The organism is Microvirga sp. CF3062, from assembly GCF_036314045.1.
GTDB lineage: Bacteria > Pseudomonadota > Alphaproteobacteria > Rhizobiales > Beijerinckiaceae > Microvirga.
In genome coordinates this window covers 240,476-257,690 of sequence record NZ_JAYGGN010000001.1, presented here as the reverse complement: position 1 = coordinate 257,690, position 17,215 = coordinate 240,476, and the positions used below count along the sequence as shown (strand labels likewise).

General features: G+C 63.8%; 12 protein-coding genes. 10 read left to right on the top strand and 2 right to left on the bottom strand.

What is annotated here, in order from left to right; all coding sequences use genetic code 11:
- The first annotated feature begins 94 nt into the window (after positions 1-94).
- The 9 genes from VB618_RS01250 (at position 95) to VB618_RS01210 (ending at position 12,728) form a co-directional block, all read left to right on the top strand.
- Positions 95-1,366 carry a glycosyltransferase family protein gene (locus VB618_RS01250; RefSeq protein WP_329794672.1) on the top strand — a complete coding sequence of 424 codons (1,272 nt, stop codon included), beginning with the start codon at positions 95-97 and terminating at the stop codon, positions 1,364-1,366.
- Between the two features lie 8 nt (positions 1,367-1,374).
- Positions 1,375-2,646 carry a glycosyltransferase family 4 protein gene (locus tag VB618_RS01245; protein WP_329794671.1) on the top strand — a complete coding sequence of 424 codons (1,272 nt, stop codon included), beginning with the start codon at positions 1,375-1,377 and terminating at the stop codon, positions 2,644-2,646.
- Positions 2,643-3,773, top strand: coding sequence for a glycosyltransferase family 4 protein (locus VB618_RS01240; protein ID WP_329794670.1), 1,131 nt, complete (start codon positions 2,643-2,645; stop codon positions 3,771-3,773). Before VB618_RS01245 ends, VB618_RS01240 begins: the two co-directional genes overlap by 4 nt.
- Positions 3,770-5,710: a glycosyltransferase gene (locus VB618_RS01235; RefSeq protein WP_329794669.1), complete on the top strand. Its 1,941-nt coding sequence runs from the start codon at positions 3,770-3,772 to the stop codon at positions 5,708-5,710. The genes VB618_RS01240 and VB618_RS01235 overlap by 4 nt, the downstream gene beginning before the upstream one ends.
- Before the next feature lie 30 nt (positions 5,711-5,740).
- Complete coding sequence (locus tag VB618_RS01230) at positions 5,741-7,606, top strand: ABC transporter ATP-binding protein (protein WP_329794668.1); 1,866 nt, start codon at positions 5,741-5,743, stop codon at positions 7,604-7,606.
- Positions 7,603-9,531: an ABC transporter substrate-binding protein gene (locus VB618_RS01225; RefSeq protein ID WP_329794667.1), complete on the top strand. Its 1,929-nt coding sequence runs from the start codon at positions 7,603-7,605 to the stop codon at positions 9,529-9,531. The genes VB618_RS01230 and VB618_RS01225 overlap by 4 nt, the downstream gene beginning before the upstream one ends.
- The gene (locus VB618_RS01220) at positions 9,528-10,547 is read left to right on the top strand and encodes an ABC transporter permease (protein WP_329794666.1); all 1,020 of its coding nucleotides are present in this window, start codon (positions 9,528-9,530) and stop codon (positions 10,545-10,547) included. Before VB618_RS01225 ends, VB618_RS01220 begins: the two co-directional genes overlap by 4 nt.
- Positions 10,544-11,707 carry an ABC transporter permease gene (locus VB618_RS01215; protein ID WP_329794665.1) on the top strand — a complete coding sequence of 388 codons (1,164 nt, stop codon included), beginning with the start codon at positions 10,544-10,546 and terminating at the stop codon, positions 11,705-11,707. The genes VB618_RS01220 and VB618_RS01215 overlap by 4 nt, the downstream gene beginning before the upstream one ends.
- A gap of 73 nt (positions 11,708-11,780) precedes the next feature.
- A complete protein-coding gene (locus VB618_RS01210) occupies positions 11,781-12,728 on the top strand; it encodes an acetamidase/formamidase family protein (protein WP_329794664.1) in 948 nt (315 codons plus the stop codon).
- On the opposite strand, the gene VB618_RS01205 is transcribed toward VB618_RS01210, so the two are convergent.
- Entirely contained in the window at positions 12,725-13,975 is a 1,251-nt protein-coding gene (locus VB618_RS01205) for a DUF763 domain-containing protein (RefSeq protein WP_329794663.1), read from the bottom strand. The two genes, VB618_RS01210 and VB618_RS01205, sit on opposite strands and share 4 nt — an antisense overlap.
- Positions 13,976-14,208: 233 nt before the next feature.
- Entirely contained in the window at positions 14,209-15,705 is a 1,497-nt protein-coding gene (locus VB618_RS01200) for a DEAD/DEAH box helicase (RefSeq protein ID WP_329794662.1), read from the bottom strand.
- A gap of 268 nt (positions 15,706-15,973) precedes the next feature.
- Here VB618_RS01200 and VB618_RS01195 point away from each other — a divergent pair, with 268 nt between their 5' ends.
- Positions 15,974-17,176 carry an MFS transporter gene (locus tag VB618_RS01195; RefSeq protein ID WP_329794661.1) on the top strand — a complete coding sequence of 401 codons (1,203 nt, stop codon included), beginning with the start codon at positions 15,974-15,976 and terminating at the stop codon, positions 17,174-17,176.
- Positions 17,177-17,215: the final 39 nt, after the last annotated feature.

Sequence of the window (17,215 nt, the reverse complement as noted above, 5' to 3'; positions counted from 1 at the left end):
GACGAGGGGGGCTATTGCAAGGGTAGAGATAGCTGGCCTAACGTCAATAAACGATACGTCAATTTCCTTTTCTTGCCCACTAAGGGAAGCCTGCATGGCAGAGGCGGTCATAGAGCCGAAAACAGAGACAGGCCTGCCCCTGGTTGAATCCCGTCCGGGAGCAAGGGTCCTGATCTACAGCCACGACACGTTCGGGCTCGGCCATCTGCGCCGGTCGCGGGCGCTCGCCAATGCCATCGTGGAGGCGCAGCCGGGCACCTCGGTGATCATCATCTCGGGATCTCCCGTGATCGGCAACTTCGAATTCGAGAGCGGCGTCGACTACATCCGCATCCCGGGGGTTACCAAGCTTCACGATGGGGATTACCGCAGCCTCAACCTCAACGTGAACCTGGACGAGGCGGTCGGTCTGCGTCAGGCGCTCATTCTCCAGACGGCGAAGGCCTTCCAGCCGGACGTGTTCATCGTCGACAAGGAACCCACGGGATTTCGCGGCGAGGTCGTGCCGGCGCTTGAGTATCTGCAGGCTAAAGGCTGCAGGCTCGTGCTCGGCATCAGGGACGTCATGGATGAGCCTGCCCTCCTGGTCCCGGAATGGGAGCGCAAGGGCGCCAGGACGGCCCTGATCCGCTATTACGATGAGATCTGGGTCTATGGCCTGAAGGACGTCTATCAGCCCCTCAAGGCCTTGGACCTGCCCCCGGAGGTGGAAAGCCGGATCACCTATACCGGCTATCTGCGCCGGGACGTGCCGCCGACGCCCTCGCTGACCAAATACCCCAAGATTACCAAGCAGCCCTTCATCCTGGTGACCACCGGCGGCGGCGGCGACGGAGACGACCTGATTGATTGGGTGATCTCGGCCTATGAGGCGGATGCGGAACTGGACCAGCCAGCGCTGATTCTCTTCGGCCCGTTCATCGACAGGGACAAGCGCCGCTCCTTCGTGGAACGCATCGCCAAGCAGCCGAAGCTCGATGTGATGTCCTTCGACAACAAGATCGAATGGCTCATGAAGAAGGCCGAATCGGTGGTGGCCATGGGCGGCTACAACACCTTCTGCGAGGCTTTGTCCTTCGATAAACGCACCCTTATCGTGCCGCGCACGCGGCCACGGCTGGAGCAATACATTCGGGCGGTCGAGGCCGAGCGCCTCGGCCTCGTGCGCATGCTGAGCGATTACAAGGAGCCGCGCACGCCTGAGCGCATGGCGGCGGCACTGCGCGGCCTCTCGGCCCAGCCCCGGCCGTCCGAGGTGGTGATCCCGGGTCTTCTCGACGGCCTTGACCGGGTACGCGAACGGCTCAAAGTGCTGGCCGAGCCCGGAACACAATTTGCCCCTGCTTATCATCAGGCGGCCGAGTAGCGTGAAGAATGCTTCCCTCAACGACAGCCCGACGCATCGCCATCGTGGTGAAAGGTTATCCACGCCTTTCTGAAACCTTCATAGCCCAGGAAATCCTGGCCCTCGAGCAGCGTGGTCTCGACCTTGAGATCTGGTCCCTCCGGCATCCGACGGAACGGACCATGCATCCGATGCACAAGGCCATCGGGGCGAAGGTCAGCTATTTGCCGGAATATCTCTACGAAGAGCCCCTGCGCGTGCTGCGTGGCGCCCTCTGGAGCCTGAGACAGCAAGGTTTTGGGGCCACGATCAAGGCATTCTGGCGCGATTTGAAGCGCGACTTCACCGCCAATCGGGTGCGCCGCCTCGGTCAGGCCTTCGCGATGGCACGGGAATTACCAGCGGGCGTGCGGCACCTGCATGTGCATTATCTGCACACTCCGGCTTCCGTGGTTCGTTATGCTGCGCTCCTGACCGGCCGGACCTGGACCTTCTCGGCCCATGCCAAGGATATCTGGACGACACCGGATTGGGAGAAGCGCGAGAAAATGGCCGAGGCCCGCTGGGGCGTGACCTGCACGGCTGAAGGAGCCGCACACCTGCAATCGCTGTCGCGGCCGGAGCAGGTGTCGCTCGTCTACCATGGGCTCGATCTCGCGCGCTTTCCGTCCCCGCTCGAGAGCCGCCCCGCCCGCGACGGGTCGGATCCACTCGATCCGCTGCGCATCGTCTCCATCGGGCGGGCCGTGGCCAAGAAGGGCTATGGCGACCTGATCCAGGCTCTCGCCGCCCTGCCGCCGGATCTGCACTGGCGCTTCGCCCATGTGGGTGGGGGCGAGTTGCTCAACAGCCTCAAGAAACAGGCCGAGCAAGCCGGCATTGCCAGCAGGGTGGCGTTTCTCGGCTCCAAGGCACAGCCCGAGATCATCGCCTTGCTTCAAGAGGCCGATGTCTTCGTGCTGCCGTCCAAGGAGGCAAAGTCGGGCGACCGGGACGGCCTGCCGAACGTCATCATGGAAGCAGCAAGCCAGGGGCTTGCCATCGTGGCGACGGATTTTGCCGGGATCCCGGAATTCATCCGCAGCGGCACTGAGGGCGAATTGGTTCCGCCAGGGAATTGGGAAGCCTTGTCCAACGCCCTCAACCTGCTCGCCCGCGACCCTGAATGGCGTAAGATTCTCGGCTCCGCAGCCTTCGCGCGCCTGCGCCGTGACTTTTCCATGGAAGGCGGGATCGACGTTCTGGAGGCGCGCCTGCGCGCCGTGACCGACAACCCGCAAAGAGAACCGGAGCGGGTGTGACCCACGCGCGGCCAGTGGCGTTCTACGCACCCTTGAAGAGCCCGAACCATCCGCTTCCGTCGGGCGACCGCACCATGGCGCGCCTGCTGATGAAGGCCCTCGACCGAGCAGGTTACCCGCCGCAGCTCGCGAGCGAGCTGCGTACCCTCGAAAAGGCCGGCGACCCGCAATGTCAGGAAACCATCAGGCAGCAATCGCTTGAAGAAGCCTCACGCCTCATCGAGCATTATCGGGCGCTGCCGGAGCAAAGCCGCCCCTGCCTGTGGTTCACCTACCATGTCTATTACAAGGCGCCGGACTGGATCGGTCCCCGCGTGGCGCAGGTGCTGAATATCCCCTATGCCATTGCAGAAGGATCGCGGGCTGCAAAGCGTGCACACGGCCCCTGGGCCTTGGGGCATGAAGGAGCGGAGGCTGCTCTCGATCAGGCTGACGCGATTTTCGTCATGACGGCGCATGATCGGGAAGCCTTGGAAAGAGTTCGGTCGCCGCATCAGGCTCTCGTCGAACTTCCACCCTTTCTCGACATGCAGGATTGGCCTGCACCGAGCGCCCCCTCCTCACCTGGACGCGAGCCGCGCCTGCTCACCGTCGCCATGATGCGAAAGGGCGACAAGCTCGCCTCGTACAGCATCCTTGCCGCTGCCCTTGCACGTCTGCCGCATCTGCCCTGGTCGCTCGACATCGTCGGCGACGGCGAGGCGCGGGAGGAGATTGTGCAGCTTTTCTCGCACCTAGCAGACAGGGTGCGATACCACGGCCGGATCGAGGGACGAGCCGACCTGAAGACGCTCTATGAAAGCGCCGACCTGTTCGTCTGGCCTGCGGTCAACGAGGCCTACGGGATGGTGCTGCTGGAGGCGCAGGCCATGGGCTGTCCCGTGCTCGCCGGGGCCTATGGCGGCGTCGCCAGCGTGGTGAAGCATGGTGAAACCGGAATCCTTGCACAGCCCGGCGACATCTCGGCCTTTGCCGATGCCCTGCGCAATCTCGTGCAGGATCGGGACCGGCTCCGGAGCCTCGGTGCCAATGCCCTGCGCTTCGTGCGGCAGGAGCGCGATCTCGACCATGCCGCTTTGCGCTTGCGCAATGCGCTCGAACCGCTCACGGCTAGAGCGGGAGCATGACATTGCGCGTTCTCGTCGCTGTGACGCATTTGTTGGGCGCGGGCCACCTCACGCGCGCCGCCGCCTTGGCGCGTGCTTTCGCCGGCAAAGGGCATGAGACGACCCTCGTATCGGGCGGAGCCCCTGCCCGTCTGGCCGATCTCGGCGGAGCAAGGTTCGTTCAGCTGCCACCCGTGCGCACCGTCGGGACCGATTTCAGGACGCTTCTCGACGAGAACCTCCACCCGGTCGACGAGGCCTACCTCGACCGGCGCCGGTCGATCCTGCTCGACACGCTCCGCGGCACCCAGCCTGACATTCTGATCACAGAGCTCTTCCCGTTCGGACGCCGGGTGCTGGCGGGCGAGTTCACAGCGCTGATCGAAGCCGCGCGTGTCTTGGCCCCACGCCCGCTCGTCCTGTGCTCGATCCGCGACATTCTCGTGGCGCCGGCAAAAGCCGAACGCATCGAGCAGGCGCACGAGCGCATCCTTCGCAACTACGATGCAATCCTCGTCCATGGCGATCCCAATCTCGTGCCTCTGGAGGCCTCATGGCCGGTAGATGAGCGCGTCAGGCCGCTCATCCGCTACACAGGCTATGTGGACGAGAACGAAGATACCGTTACGGAAGCCCACAGGCATGGGATCGTAGTGTCGGGCGGATCGAGCGCCGCGAGCCTGCCGCTTTATCGCGCCGCGCTCCAAGCCGCGCACCTCATTATTGATCGACCCTGGCGTATCCTCATCGGGCGGGGTGTATCGGAAGAGGACTTTTTAGCGCTTAGGGATGGCGCTCCGGCCCATGCCGCCCTCGAGCGGGCAAGGCCTGATTTCAGGATGCTGCTCGCCAGCACTGAGATCTCCGTCAGTCAAGCCGGCTACAACACGGTGGTAGACCTCCTGCGCTGCGGAGTGCGATCAGTTCTCGTTCCCTTCGAAGGCGGCCGCGAGACGGAACAGCGCCTGCGGGCCGAGCGTCTGAAGAGCATGGGGCTCGCCGATATTGTATCTGAGGATGAGCTGTCTGGGACGCGTTTGGCCGAGGTGATCCGCCAGAGGCTGTCGCAGCCCGCGCCCGCGCCACCGGTCATAGCCATCGACGGCGCGCGGCAAAGCGTTGCCATCGCGGAAAGCCTGGTCCTATCCAGGCCCGCCCTGCATCCGACCATCGACTGGTCGCCTCTGGATACTGCGCTGGAGCGGGCCAGGGATCAGGGCTGCCCCATTCGTTTCTGGTGGCGGGATGACGATGCGGTCACCGACACCCCAGCCCTCGACCGCCTCCTCAAATTGGCCAGCCACTATGACGCTGGGATCGGCCTAGCCGTCATCCCGCGCGACCTTCAAGACTCCCTCGCCTCGCGCTTGGCGGATGAAATCTCAGCTTTCCCCCTCGTGCATGGCTGGAGCCATGCCAACCATGCTCCTCCGGAAGCCAAGAAGGCGGAGTTCGGCGCTCATCGCCCACTGAAAACCATGGTGGAGGAAGCCCAGCGCGGTCTGCAGGTCGCCCGCGAGCATCTCGGAGCGAAGCTGCTGCCGGTCTTCGTGCCGCCTTGGAACCGGATCTCCGGCGAACTGATCCCGCACCTGCCGCGCCTGGGTTTTGCGGGATTGTCCACATTCACAGACCGGAACACCGCCTCCCCAGTCGCAGGTCTCCTCCAGATCAACACCCATGTGGATCCCATCGACTGGCATGGCACCCGAAGTGCGATTGAGCCTCAGCAGATCATCGCCGGACTGACGGGAGCTATCGAGCGGCGCATCGACGGCAAATCCGACAGCGAGGAACCTATTGGGCTCCTGACCCATCATCTCGTTCATGATGAGGTCATCTGGATGTTATCCGAAAGGCTTATCGCGCATCTTGCCGCGCGCGACATCTATTTCCTGCGTCCTGATGTATGTTTCGGAATGGAAACAGAGTCACGTTTGCGATCTAATGGGGTCTGAAGCGTTATGCTCGTAGGCTTGGAGGAGCATATGGAAGCGCCAATCCTGTCGGTTCGCCAGCTGACAGTGGATTTCAGCACAGATGCCGGAAATTTCCGGGCGGTCGATGGGCTGACCTTCGACATTCCGAGAGGCAAGACGGTGGCGCTTGTCGGCGAGTCCGGATCCGGCAAGTCGGTGACCGCGCAGGCCATCCTCCAGATCCTGTCGAAGAAGGCGAGCATCACGAACGGCTCCCTTCTCTTCAACGACCCCTCGAACGGGGGAATCATCGATATAGCGGCGCTGCCAGCTGAGAGCGATGCCATGCATGCCCTGCGCGGCGGACGCATCGCCATGATCTTCCAGGAGCCGATGACGTCCCTGTCGCCGCTCCACACCATCGGCGACCAGATCTCCGAGGCGCTGATGATCCACGCCGACGTGGATCAGGCCGCGGCGAATCGGCGGACCATGGAGGTGCTGGACAGGGTCGGCTTCCCCGATCCCAAAAGGGCGCTCAGGACCTACCCGTTCGAACTCTCAGGCGGCCTTCGCCAGCGCGCCATGATCGCCATGGCGCTCATCACGCGCCCGGCTCTCCTGATTGCCGACGAGCCGACGACGGCGCTCGACGTCACGACGCAGGCGCAGATCCTCGACCTCATCAAGGAGCTGCAGGTCGAAACGGGCATGTCGGTGCTCCTCATTACCCACGATCTCGGCGTGGTCGCCAATGTGGCCGACGAAGTCGTTGTCATGTACCGCGGACGGATCATGGAGGCCGGTTCGCGGGATGACATCTTCCGCAATGCCCAGCATCCCTATCTTCAGGCGCTCATGCGGGCGGTGCCGCGTTTCGCCATGGCGGACAACGAGCGCCTGACGCCGATCCGTGAGGTGAAGAGCGCGAGCCTCGCAACCATCGATGCGCCGCAGCGCGTTCAGCCGGCAGGCCCCATCCTGAAGGTGGAGCGCCTCACGAAGTCCTTCACGCTCCGGTCTGGGTGGTTCTCGGGCAAGACGCGCGAGATCCGCGCCGTCAGCGAGGTCGACCTCGCCCTTCCGGCCGGCAAGACCCTGGGCCTCGTCGGCGAATCCGGCTGCGGCAAGACCACCGTGTCCAAGATGATCATGCGGGCGATCACGCCCAATTCCGGACGGGTGCTGTTCGACGACGGCACCGGCCCCAAGGACGTGCACAAGCTCGAAGGCGAGGCGCTGACCACCTATCGCCGTTCGGTGCAGTTCATCTTCCAGGACCCGTTCTCGTCCCTCAATCCCCGCATGACGGTCTACGAGCTTCTGACCGAACCCTTGCGCATCCATGACATCGGCACCTCGGACGAGCGCTACGAGCGCGTGAAGCAGCTCCTCGAGATGGTGGGGCTCGACCAGCGGGCGCTCCGGCGCTACCCGCATTCCTTCTCCGGCGGCCAGCGTCAGCGCCTCGGGATCGCGCGGGCGTTGGCCCTCGAACCGCGCGTCCTGCTCTGCGACGAGCCGGTCTCCGCCCTCGACGTCTCGGTTCAGGCGCAGGTGCTGAACCTGCTCAAGGATCTGCAGGCGGCGCTCGGCCTCTCCTACCTCTTCGTGTCGCACAACCTCGCCGTCGTGGACTACATCGCCGACACGATCGCGGTCATGTGCCGGGGCTATATCGTCGAGGAGGCTCCGAAATCCTCGCTGTTCCGCAACCCGGTTCACCCCTATACTCAGGCGCTGCTCGCGGCCGTGCCGGACGCGGATATCGATCGGCCCCTCGATTTCACCAAGCTGCGGACGGGCGGCTTCTCGCAGCCCTCTGCATGGCCGGAGCCTTTCCGCATCGAGCCGGGCGAGTTCGGGGTGATGAAGGAAATTGAGCCGGGCCATAAGGTCCGGTTGGGGCGACTGACAGCCCGGGAGGCTGCATGATGCTCAACATCCGCAAGACCACACTTGCCAAGACCACGCTTGCACTGGCCCTGACGCTCGGATGGTTTGCGCTGCCGGCCTTAGGCCAGGAATACAAGGAACCGCCCTTCTTCGCCGACCTGCCGGAGGGCAAGAAGCTCCCGCCGATAGTCGAGCGGCTTCCGAAAACTCCCATTGTGGTCGGTTCATCCGGTCAGTACGGCGGCGACATCATTACCCTCGTGCCCCGCCCGCGCGACATTCGCTACATCTCGACCTATACCTATACGCGCCTCATCGGCTACGACAGGAACCTGGACCTCCAGCCTGATCTCTTGGAAAAATTCGAGAACGAGGACGACCGGGTCTTCACCTTCACTCTGCGCGCCGGCCATCGCTGGTCGAACGGTTCGCCCTTCACGGCGGAAGACTTCCGTTACTACTGGGAGGACGTCGCTCACAACCTGGACCTCTCGCCCGCCGGCCCGCCCGAATTCATGCTGGTGGACGGAAAGCCGCCCCGCTTCGAGGTGCTCGACGATCGCACGATCCGCTACACCTGGGACAAGCCCAATCCGCGTTTCCTGCCGCAGCTTGCGGGTCCGCTCGATCCCGGCATCTACCGGGCCTCCGCTTATCTCAGACAGTTCCACGCCAAATATGCCGACAAGGCCTCCCTCGAGGACAAGGCCAAGCAGCAGAAGCTGAAATCCTGGGCTGCGCTCCACAACCGCATGGACGACATGAAGGAGCAGACCAATCCGGAGCTGCCGACCCTCATGCCGTGGCGCGTTATGAATGCGGCGCCGGCGAACCGATTCATCTTCGAACGCAATCCCTACTACCACCGTGTCGATGCGCAGGGGTTGCAGCTTCCTTACGTCGACCGGATCATCATGGACGTGTCGGCCAGCGGCCTCTTCGCCGCGAAGGCCAATGCGGGCGAGGAGGATCTGCTGTTTCGAGGTCTGTCCATGGGCGATATCCCCGTCCTGAAGCAGGGTGAGAAGGCGAAGGGCTATACGACCCTTCTCTGGCCCTATGCCCGAGGTACGGAACTCGCGCTCTATCCCAATCTCAACACGGTGGATCCGGTCTGGCGTCAGCTCAACCGGGATGTCCGTTTCCGGCGCGCCCTGTCGCTCGGAATCGACCGCAAGACGCTCAACAACGCGCTGCTCTTCGGGCTCGGTGTCGAGGGCAACAACACGATCGTGGCGGAAAGCCCGCTCTTCATGCCGGAGCTGCGCACGAAGCACGCGACCTACGATCCCAACCAGGCCTCCCGCCTCCTTGACGAGATCGGCCTGACGAAGCGCAACGGCGCAGGCATCCGCCTGCTGCCGGACGGGCGCGAGCTGGAAATCATCGTCGAGACCGACGGCGAGAGCAGCCTCGTGGTGGACGGGCTCACTCTCATCGGCGAGTTCTGGCGCGAGATCGGCGTGCGGCTCTTCGTGAAGCCGCAGGACCGGACCGTCCTGCGCAACCGCTCCTATGCGGGCCTCACCGTGATGGTGGCGGCCCCCGGCCTCGATAACGCGATCCCCACCGCCCTCATGCCTCCGACCGAGCTCGCTCCCATGCGGCAGGACAACTATGCCTGGCCGAAATGGGGGCAGTACATCGAGACCAAGGGCAAGATGGGAGAGTCGGTCGATATTCCGGAGGCCGAGCGCCTACTCAAGTCTTACGATACCTGGATGAACACCGGAAACCGCGAGGTCCAGAGGGCGGCTTGGCGCGAGATGCTGAGGAACCACGTGGAAAACCAGTGGATCATCGGCACCATCGCCGGGGCCCTGCAGCCCATCGTGGTGCGCAACGGCCTCCAGGGTCTTCCCGCCAAGGCCCTCTACAGCTGGGAGCCGACGGCAATGCTCGGGATCTACCGGTTGGATGAAATCTACTGGAACAAAGCCGCCGGCAAAGAGGCCCGTCGATGATCCGCTTTCTGTTGCGTCGCATCATCACCATGGCGGTAACCCTGCTGATCATTTCGGCCCTGGTGTTTTTCATCATCAAGCTGCCGCCGGGCGACTTCCTGACCAACCAGATTGCGGAACTGAGGGCGCAGGGGGAATCCGCCTCCATCGCCAAGGCCGAGTTCCTCATCAGGCAATACGGCCTCGACAAGCCGACCTGGCAGCAATACCTGGTCTGGCTCGGCGTGATGCCCGGCCCGAACGGCTTTTCCGGCCTGCTGCAGGGCGACTGGGGCTGGTCCTTCGAATACGACAAGCCCGTCGTGGACGTGGTGGGTGATGCGGTGTGGCTCACGCTCCTCGTCAACTTCGCGGTGGTGATCTTCATCCACCTGATCGCGATTCCGATCGCGATCTATTCGGCCACGCGGCAATATTCCATCGGCGACTACATCGCGACCTTCATCGGCTATATCGGACTTGCGACTCCCAGCTTCCTGCTCGCGCTGATCCTGCTCTATTATATGAACCGCTGGTTCGGCATCTCCATCGGCGGCCTCTACGATGCGCAGTATGCGGGCGAGCCCTGGACCTGGCCCAAGATCCAATCCCTTCTCTCGCATCTTGTGGTTCCCACTGTGGTGATCGGGCTCGGCGGAACAGCCGCCATGATCCGGCGCATGCGCGCAAACCTCCTCGACGAGCTGGGCAAGCAGTACTACGTGACCGCGAAGGCGAAGGGTCTCGGCCCCACCAAGGCCCTGCTGAAATATCCGTTTCGCATGTCGCTCAACCCCTTCATTGCCGATATCGGCAATCTCCTGCCGCAGCTTGTCTCGGGCTCGGTGCTGGTGTCGCTGGTCCTGAGCCTGCCGACGGTCGGCCCGATCCTGCTCAGTGCGCTGAAGAGCCAGGATCAGTTTTTGGCAGGCTTCATCCTCATGTTCGTCGCCGTGCTCACCGTCGCCGGCATGCTGGTCTCCGACCTCCTGCTGGCGTGGCTCGATCCGCGCATCCGCATGGGAGGCGCACGATGAACACGATCGTGACCTCCAAGCGACATTACGTCGACCCCGAGCCCTTCGATCCAGGCGCCACGGAGCCCATGGGCACCCAGAGCGAAAGCTTCTACCGCGCCTCGTCATGGCAGCTGATGTGGTGGAAGTTCCGGCGGCACAAGGTGGCGCTCGCCGCCGCCTTCGTGCTCCTCGCCTTCTATGCCATCGTGCCCTTCGTCGAGGTGATCGCGCCCTACAATCAGACCAAACGGCACGGGGACTTCCTCTATGCGCCGCCTCAAGGCATCCACCTGATGCACGAGGGGCAACTCATGCGCCCCTTCGTCTATCCCTATACCTACAGCTTCGACCTGGAGAACTTCCGGCGCGTCTACACACTCGACACCTCAAGGCCGCAGCCCATCCGCTTCCTGTGTCGGGGTGACGATTACGAATTCTGGGGGATGTGGCAGACGAACGTGCACCTGTTCTGTCCGCCGGAGAACGGAACGGTGTTCCTGCTCGGTACGGACAGACTCGGACGCGACTTGCTGTCACGCATCATCTACGGCGCGCGGATCTCGCTCACCATCGGTATCGTGGGCATCGCGGTCTCGTTTACCCTGGGGCTCTTCTTCGGCGGCCTTGCGGGCTATCTCGGCGGCTGGGTCGATCACGTGATCCAACGCACGATCGAAATCCTGCGCTCCCTGCCGGAGCTCCCCCTGTGGCTCGCCCTCTCCGCCGCCCTGCCGCCGAACTGGAGCCCGATCCTTGTCTTCTTCGGTATCACGATCATCCTCGGCCTCCTCGACTGGCCGGGTCTGGCGCGCGCCGTACGCTCCAAGCTGCTCTCGCTCCGGGAGGAGGATTTCGTGAAGGCCGCGGAGCTGATGGGAGCGTCCAAGCAGCGGGTGATCGCGCGTCACCTCATCCCCAACTTCATGAGTCACCTGATCGCCTCGGCGACGCTCTCGATCCCATCCATGATCCTTGGCGAAACGGCCCTCTCCTTCTTAGGCTTGGGCCTGCGCCCGCCGGTGACGAGCTGGGGCGTGCTCTTGAACGAGGCGCAGAATCTGGCCGCCGTGCAGCTGCACCCCTGGCTGCTATTCCCGATGGCTCCGGTGGTGCTTGTGGTGCTCGCCTTCAACTTCATGGGCGACGGTTTGCGCGACGCGGCGGATCCTTACCATTAGCCGGATAGCCTGTTGTCCTGAGGTCAAGGGAATGCGAGACATCCTGCATCGATAGAGACAGCAGAGGTGTTTCGTGGCCGAGTACCGGATTGATGCATCGCCTGAGAGCGTTCACTGGGGCTATTTCGATGCGGGCATTCCCCCGCTTCTCACGGTGGATTCCGGCGACACGGTCACGATCTCGACCGTGTCCGGCGGCCCGGAGGCGATGCCGAAGGAGCCTTTCGTCATCCCGCAGGCCCTGTCGGACATTCATGCCACCCAGAAGCCGAAGCTGCCGGGTCACATCTGCACGGGTCCCGTTGCCGTGCGCGGTGCCAAGGTCGGTCAGGTTCTCGAAGTCCGCATCAAAGACATTCAGCTGCATTACGACTGGGGCTTCACCTATTCCGCACCGCAGAAAGGCGCCCTGCCCGACGATTTCGACGAGATCCATTTCATGACGATCCCGCTCGATCGCGAGCGGATGACAGGCAGGCTGCCCTGGGGATTGGAACTACCGTTAAAACCGTTCTTCGGCGTCATGGCCGTGGCACCGCCGGCCTCCTGGGGCGCACTCAGCACTCTGCCGCCCCGCCGCAACGGCGGCAATCTCGACAACAAGGAGCTGGTGGCCGGCGCGACACTCTATTTGCCGATCCATGTGGACGGTGCCCTGTTCTCGGTCGGCGACGGGCACGGCGTCCAGGGCGATGGTGAGGTCTGCGTCACGGCCATCGAGACCGGCCTGATCGGCACCTTCGAATTGCATCTGCGCGACGACATGAGCCTCACTTGGCCCATGGCCGAGACGCCGACGCATATCATGACCATGGCGTTCGATCCGGACCTCGATGATTGCGTGGTGATCGCCCTGCGCAGCATGATCGACCTGATCGTGGCCCGCACCGGCATCACCAAGGCGGAGGCCTATGCCCTGTGCAGCCTTGCGGCGGATTTGCGCATCACCCAGGTGGTCAACGGCAACAAGGGTGTCCACGTGATGCTCGATAAGAGCCTGCTGCAGAAAGCCCAGCGTTAAACCGTCTCCGGTGGCGGCTCATCTCCGAAGATCGAGCGGCCGCCGTAAGCGTGCGACTTCGCCGTCTCCTGGCGGATGTGGTCCTCCACATCCGGACCGGTGGCATGGCGCTCCAGCTGACGGGCTTGATCGTCCAATCGCTTCAACGCGAAAAGCTCCTCCTGCTGACCGAGCTTCGCCTTCTGCACGGCGGATTTCAGCACGCGGATCGTCTCGTCATAGACGCGCACCGGCACGGGATACGGGTGTCTATCCTTGCCGCCATGGGCAAAGGAGAAGCGGGCCGGATCGCTGAAGCGGCAGGGCGTGCCGTGGACGACCTCCGCCACCATGGCGAGCGCCTGCACGGTCCGCGGACCGACGCCGGGTGTCATCAAGAGACCCGCGAAATCTTCAGGCCCGCGATCCGCTGCTGCCGCGAGGGTTCCATGGAGCCGCCGCAGCACAACGTCATTCGCTCGAACATCGTGATGCTCCGGCATCACGAGATGCGGCAACAGAGGCTGGAGGCTTGCAGTTGGTGCCGCTTCCGCTTCACGCTCCTCAATCGCCAAGAACCTGCGGGCGATGCCGTCAGGCCCGAGCGAAGCCAGAATCTCGATCTGCGCCTTGCGCGAGGCCTCTGCCTGGCGGTCGGTGAGATTGACGATAGTGCCCTGCTCTTTACCGTCGATAGCCATGTGCGGCTCGTCGATGAAGCTCTCGAGATCCTCCGACAGCCAGTGATAGCGGCGCGCCTGCCGGCTCTCGTCGTTCATGCCCTGCTGCACCACGGCCCATTTGCCATCATCCGTGACGATGAAGCCATGGAGATAGAGATCGAACCCGTCCTGGATAGCCGCGCTGTCGACCTTCGCCACCAGCCGACTGGCGTTCGCGAGAGCAGCCCCGTCGAAGCCGACGCGCTCGCCAATCGTGATCAGTTCATGCGGCGTCTGTCGCGAGTGACGTCCCCGTCCGCCGCAGACATGAATTCCGAGTTCCTTCGAGAGCGGCGTCAGTCCGCGCTTCAGAGCCCCGATGACACTGGTGGTGATGCCGGAGGAATGCCAATCCATACCCATCACGGCGCCGAAGGACTGGAACCAGAACGGATGTGCGAGCCGGCGCAGCAGCTCGTCGCGCCCGTAATGGTGCACGACGGCCTCGCTGATCACGCCACCGAGACGCGTCATCCGGTCGGCCAGCCATTTAGGCACATGCCCCGAATGCAGCGGCAGATCGGCGCTTCCGGCGCGCTTCGCCATCGATTGAAATCTCCTCGGAAAGGTTCAGGAAATTGCAGTATCAGGACCGAATACCAAGGTGCAACGCCAGCTCTCCTCCCCCCTTGTGGGGAGGAGTTGGAGGTGGGGGTGGAAGCGCTGAAGTGGATCAGCGTGGCGCCGGCACCCCCACCCTTAATCCCTCCCCACAAGGGGGAGGGAAACAGGTTGAGCCATTCTCAAGAAAAAGGCGCCCGAAGGCGCCTTAAACTGTCTTACCGGCGGCGGGGGCTTTTTTCGAGCCACGCCACCTGGGCTCCGTCACCACGGCGCCCTTCTGAGCGGTTCGCCGCGGGCTTTCCTTGAGCAGGTCGTTGCCCTTGAGCAGGCCTCTGACCTTGCGCCGGACGCTGCTGGTTCCCATTGGGCTGGCCGCCCTGCGGCTGACCGTTGCCCGCAGGCTTGCCGCCACGACCGCGACGGCGATTCGCCCCCCGGTCGGCGCTCGGATCGGCGCTGCGCGGCCCGCCATGACCCTGATGCCCACGGGCATGAGGAGCCGGACGGCTCCGCTGCGGCTGACCGTTGCGGCCGGACTGCTCGCGACGCGGCTCGGACTCAGAGACGGCGGAAGCGGCAGGAAGGCCCTCGGGAAGCGGCATGACCGGCACCTTGAGGCGGGTCAGCTTCTCGATGTCCTTCAGGTATGCCTTTTCCTCGTCGTTGCAGAACGAGATGGCGAGACCCGTGGCGCCCGCGCGGGCCGTACGGCCGATGCGGTGGACATAAGACTCGGCCACGTTCGGCAGGTCGTAGTTGATCACGTGGGACACGCCCTCGACGTCGATGCCGCGGGCCGCGATGTCGGTGGCCACCAGCACACGGCACGAGCCGTCACGGAAACCCGCAAGCGCACGCTCGCGCTGCGGCTGGGACTTGTTGCCATGGATGGCAGCGCCCGCGATGCCGGCCTTGTCGAGGCCGCGCACCACCTTGTCCGCTCCATGCTTGGTGCGGGTGAAGACGAGCACGCGCTCGACGGACGGATCGCGCAGGAGCGTCTCGAGCAGGACCTGCTTGCGGCCGGTCTGCACGAAGATCACGCTCTGCTCCACGCGCTCCGCAGTCGTCGCCACCGGAGTGACGGCCACATGGGCGGGATTGCGCAGGAAGGACTCGGCCAGGGTCGAGATCGTCTTCGGCATGGTGGCCGAGAAGAACAGGCTCTGGCGCTCCTTCGGCAGCATGGTCACGATGCGCTTCAACGCATGAATGAAGCCGAGGTCGAGCATCTGGTCGGCCTCGTCGAGGACGAGGATCTCGATTTCACGCAGGCTCAGCGCTCTGCGCTCGATGAGGTCCATCAAGCGGCCGGGAGTGGCGACGAGCACGTCGACGCCATTGACCAGCGCCTTCTCCTGGCGGGAGATGGTGACGCCGCCGAAGACTACTTCGGTGGTGAGCCTGAGGTTGCGGCCATAGACCTTGAAGCTGTCGGCGATCTGGCTCGCCAGCTCGCGGGTCGGGCTGAGCACGAGGACGCGGGGGCTCTTGGCTCTGCGCGGCTTTGGGGTCTCGGACAGGCGGTGCAGGATCGGCAGCGCGAAGGCGGCCGTCTTGCCGGTGCCGGTCTGGGCGATGCCGCAGACGTCGCGGCCTTGCATGGCATACGGAATGGTTTGGGCCTGGATCGGTGTGGGCTTCTCATAGCCTTCAGCGGTCAGGGCCTTCAGGATCGGCTGGGCCAATCCGAAATCAGTAAAGAGTGTCAAAGGAGATGTCTTTCGAACGGATACAGTGAGCCGGAAAGCAGGTCGGCTTCATAAAGCAAAGGCGCTTCAGGGCTCTTTAGGAAACAGCCCGCGTGATGGGGCCGTCTTATGATGGAGCGAATGAAGAAGGGGACCGGGGTCTTCGCTCATGCGAATATCCGTCACGCAGTCCCGCTCAAGCTGCCCGGTATGCCGGGCGCCGTCGCCTGTTGTGCATATGGGGGCTAAAAACCTATCCGTCAACCGTAAGGCCTGACATAAAGCAAGAATGTCACCCTCCGGCCCCATGCCTTGGCGCATCGTCTCGGCCCTGTCGATCACGCATCTGATCTCCTACGGGACACTGTTCTATGCCTTTGCGCTCCTCATCGAGCCCATGGAGCGGGACCTCGGATGGTCGAAGACGGCCCTCACCGCCGCCTTCTCGCTCGCGCTCATCTCTTCCGCGTTCTTCGCCGTGCCCGTCGGGCGGCTCATCGACCAGGGCTACGGGCGGGCTGTGATGACCGGAGGCTCGGTGCTGGCTGCCCTTCTTCTCGTCCTCTGGGCCTTCACGGAGAGCTACCCGACCTTCGTCCTGATCTGGATTGGCCTGGGGGCCGCCACGAGTGCCCTCTTCTACGAGGCGGGCTTTGCCGTTCTGGCCTTGAACCTCGGCCTTCTGGCCCGCCGGGGCATCACCATCATCACCCTCGTGGCCGGGTTCGCCAGCACGGTGTTCATCCCGCTCCTCCACGTGCTCATCGACCGCTACGGCTGGCGCGACACGCTTCTGGCGATGGCAGCCCTGAACATCGGGATCTGCGCCGTCCTGCATGCCACCGGTATCCCGGCCGCTCCTGAAAAGCCGAGGCATCGGGACGAAAGCCGCACCGTCGCACCCTCCCCGTCGAACCCTCGCCGCGTTCTCGCCAAGCCCGCCTTCTGGCTGTTCGTGATCACCAGCGTCCTCCAGGGGATCATCTCGGTCGGAATTCCCGTCCACCTGATCCCGATTCTCCTCGAGCGGGGATTCTCCATCGATGCAGCCGTGGCCGCATACACGGTAATCGGGCCGGCTCAGGTGGCTGCGCGGTTCCTGACCGGATTCGGGGAGCGGGCTATGAGCCTCAGAGGCATCGGGGTTGTCACCATGGCGCTCAGCGCCCTTGGCTTCCTGCTCCTGCCGTTCATCACGGCCGGATCCTGGTTGATCTTCATTTTCGCCGCCCTCTACGGCGCCTCCAACGGGATGCTGACCATCGTACGCGCTCTGCTCCCGCCGGAGCTGTTCGGGCGCGAGGATTACGGGGCGATCCAGGGCATGATCGCCATGCCGGTCCGGATCACCATGGCCGCGGCCCCCTTTGCCTTCGGCGCCCTCTGGGCCTGGTGGGGCAGCTACGATGCCGTGATCGTCCTTTGCCTCGGCATGGCCGTGTGCTCCCTCATAGCTTTCATGCTAAACTTGGCCTTGGCGAAGGAGCCCTGAACAAGTTCAAGAAATTGCTTGCCTTAGGCGGCTAAAGAA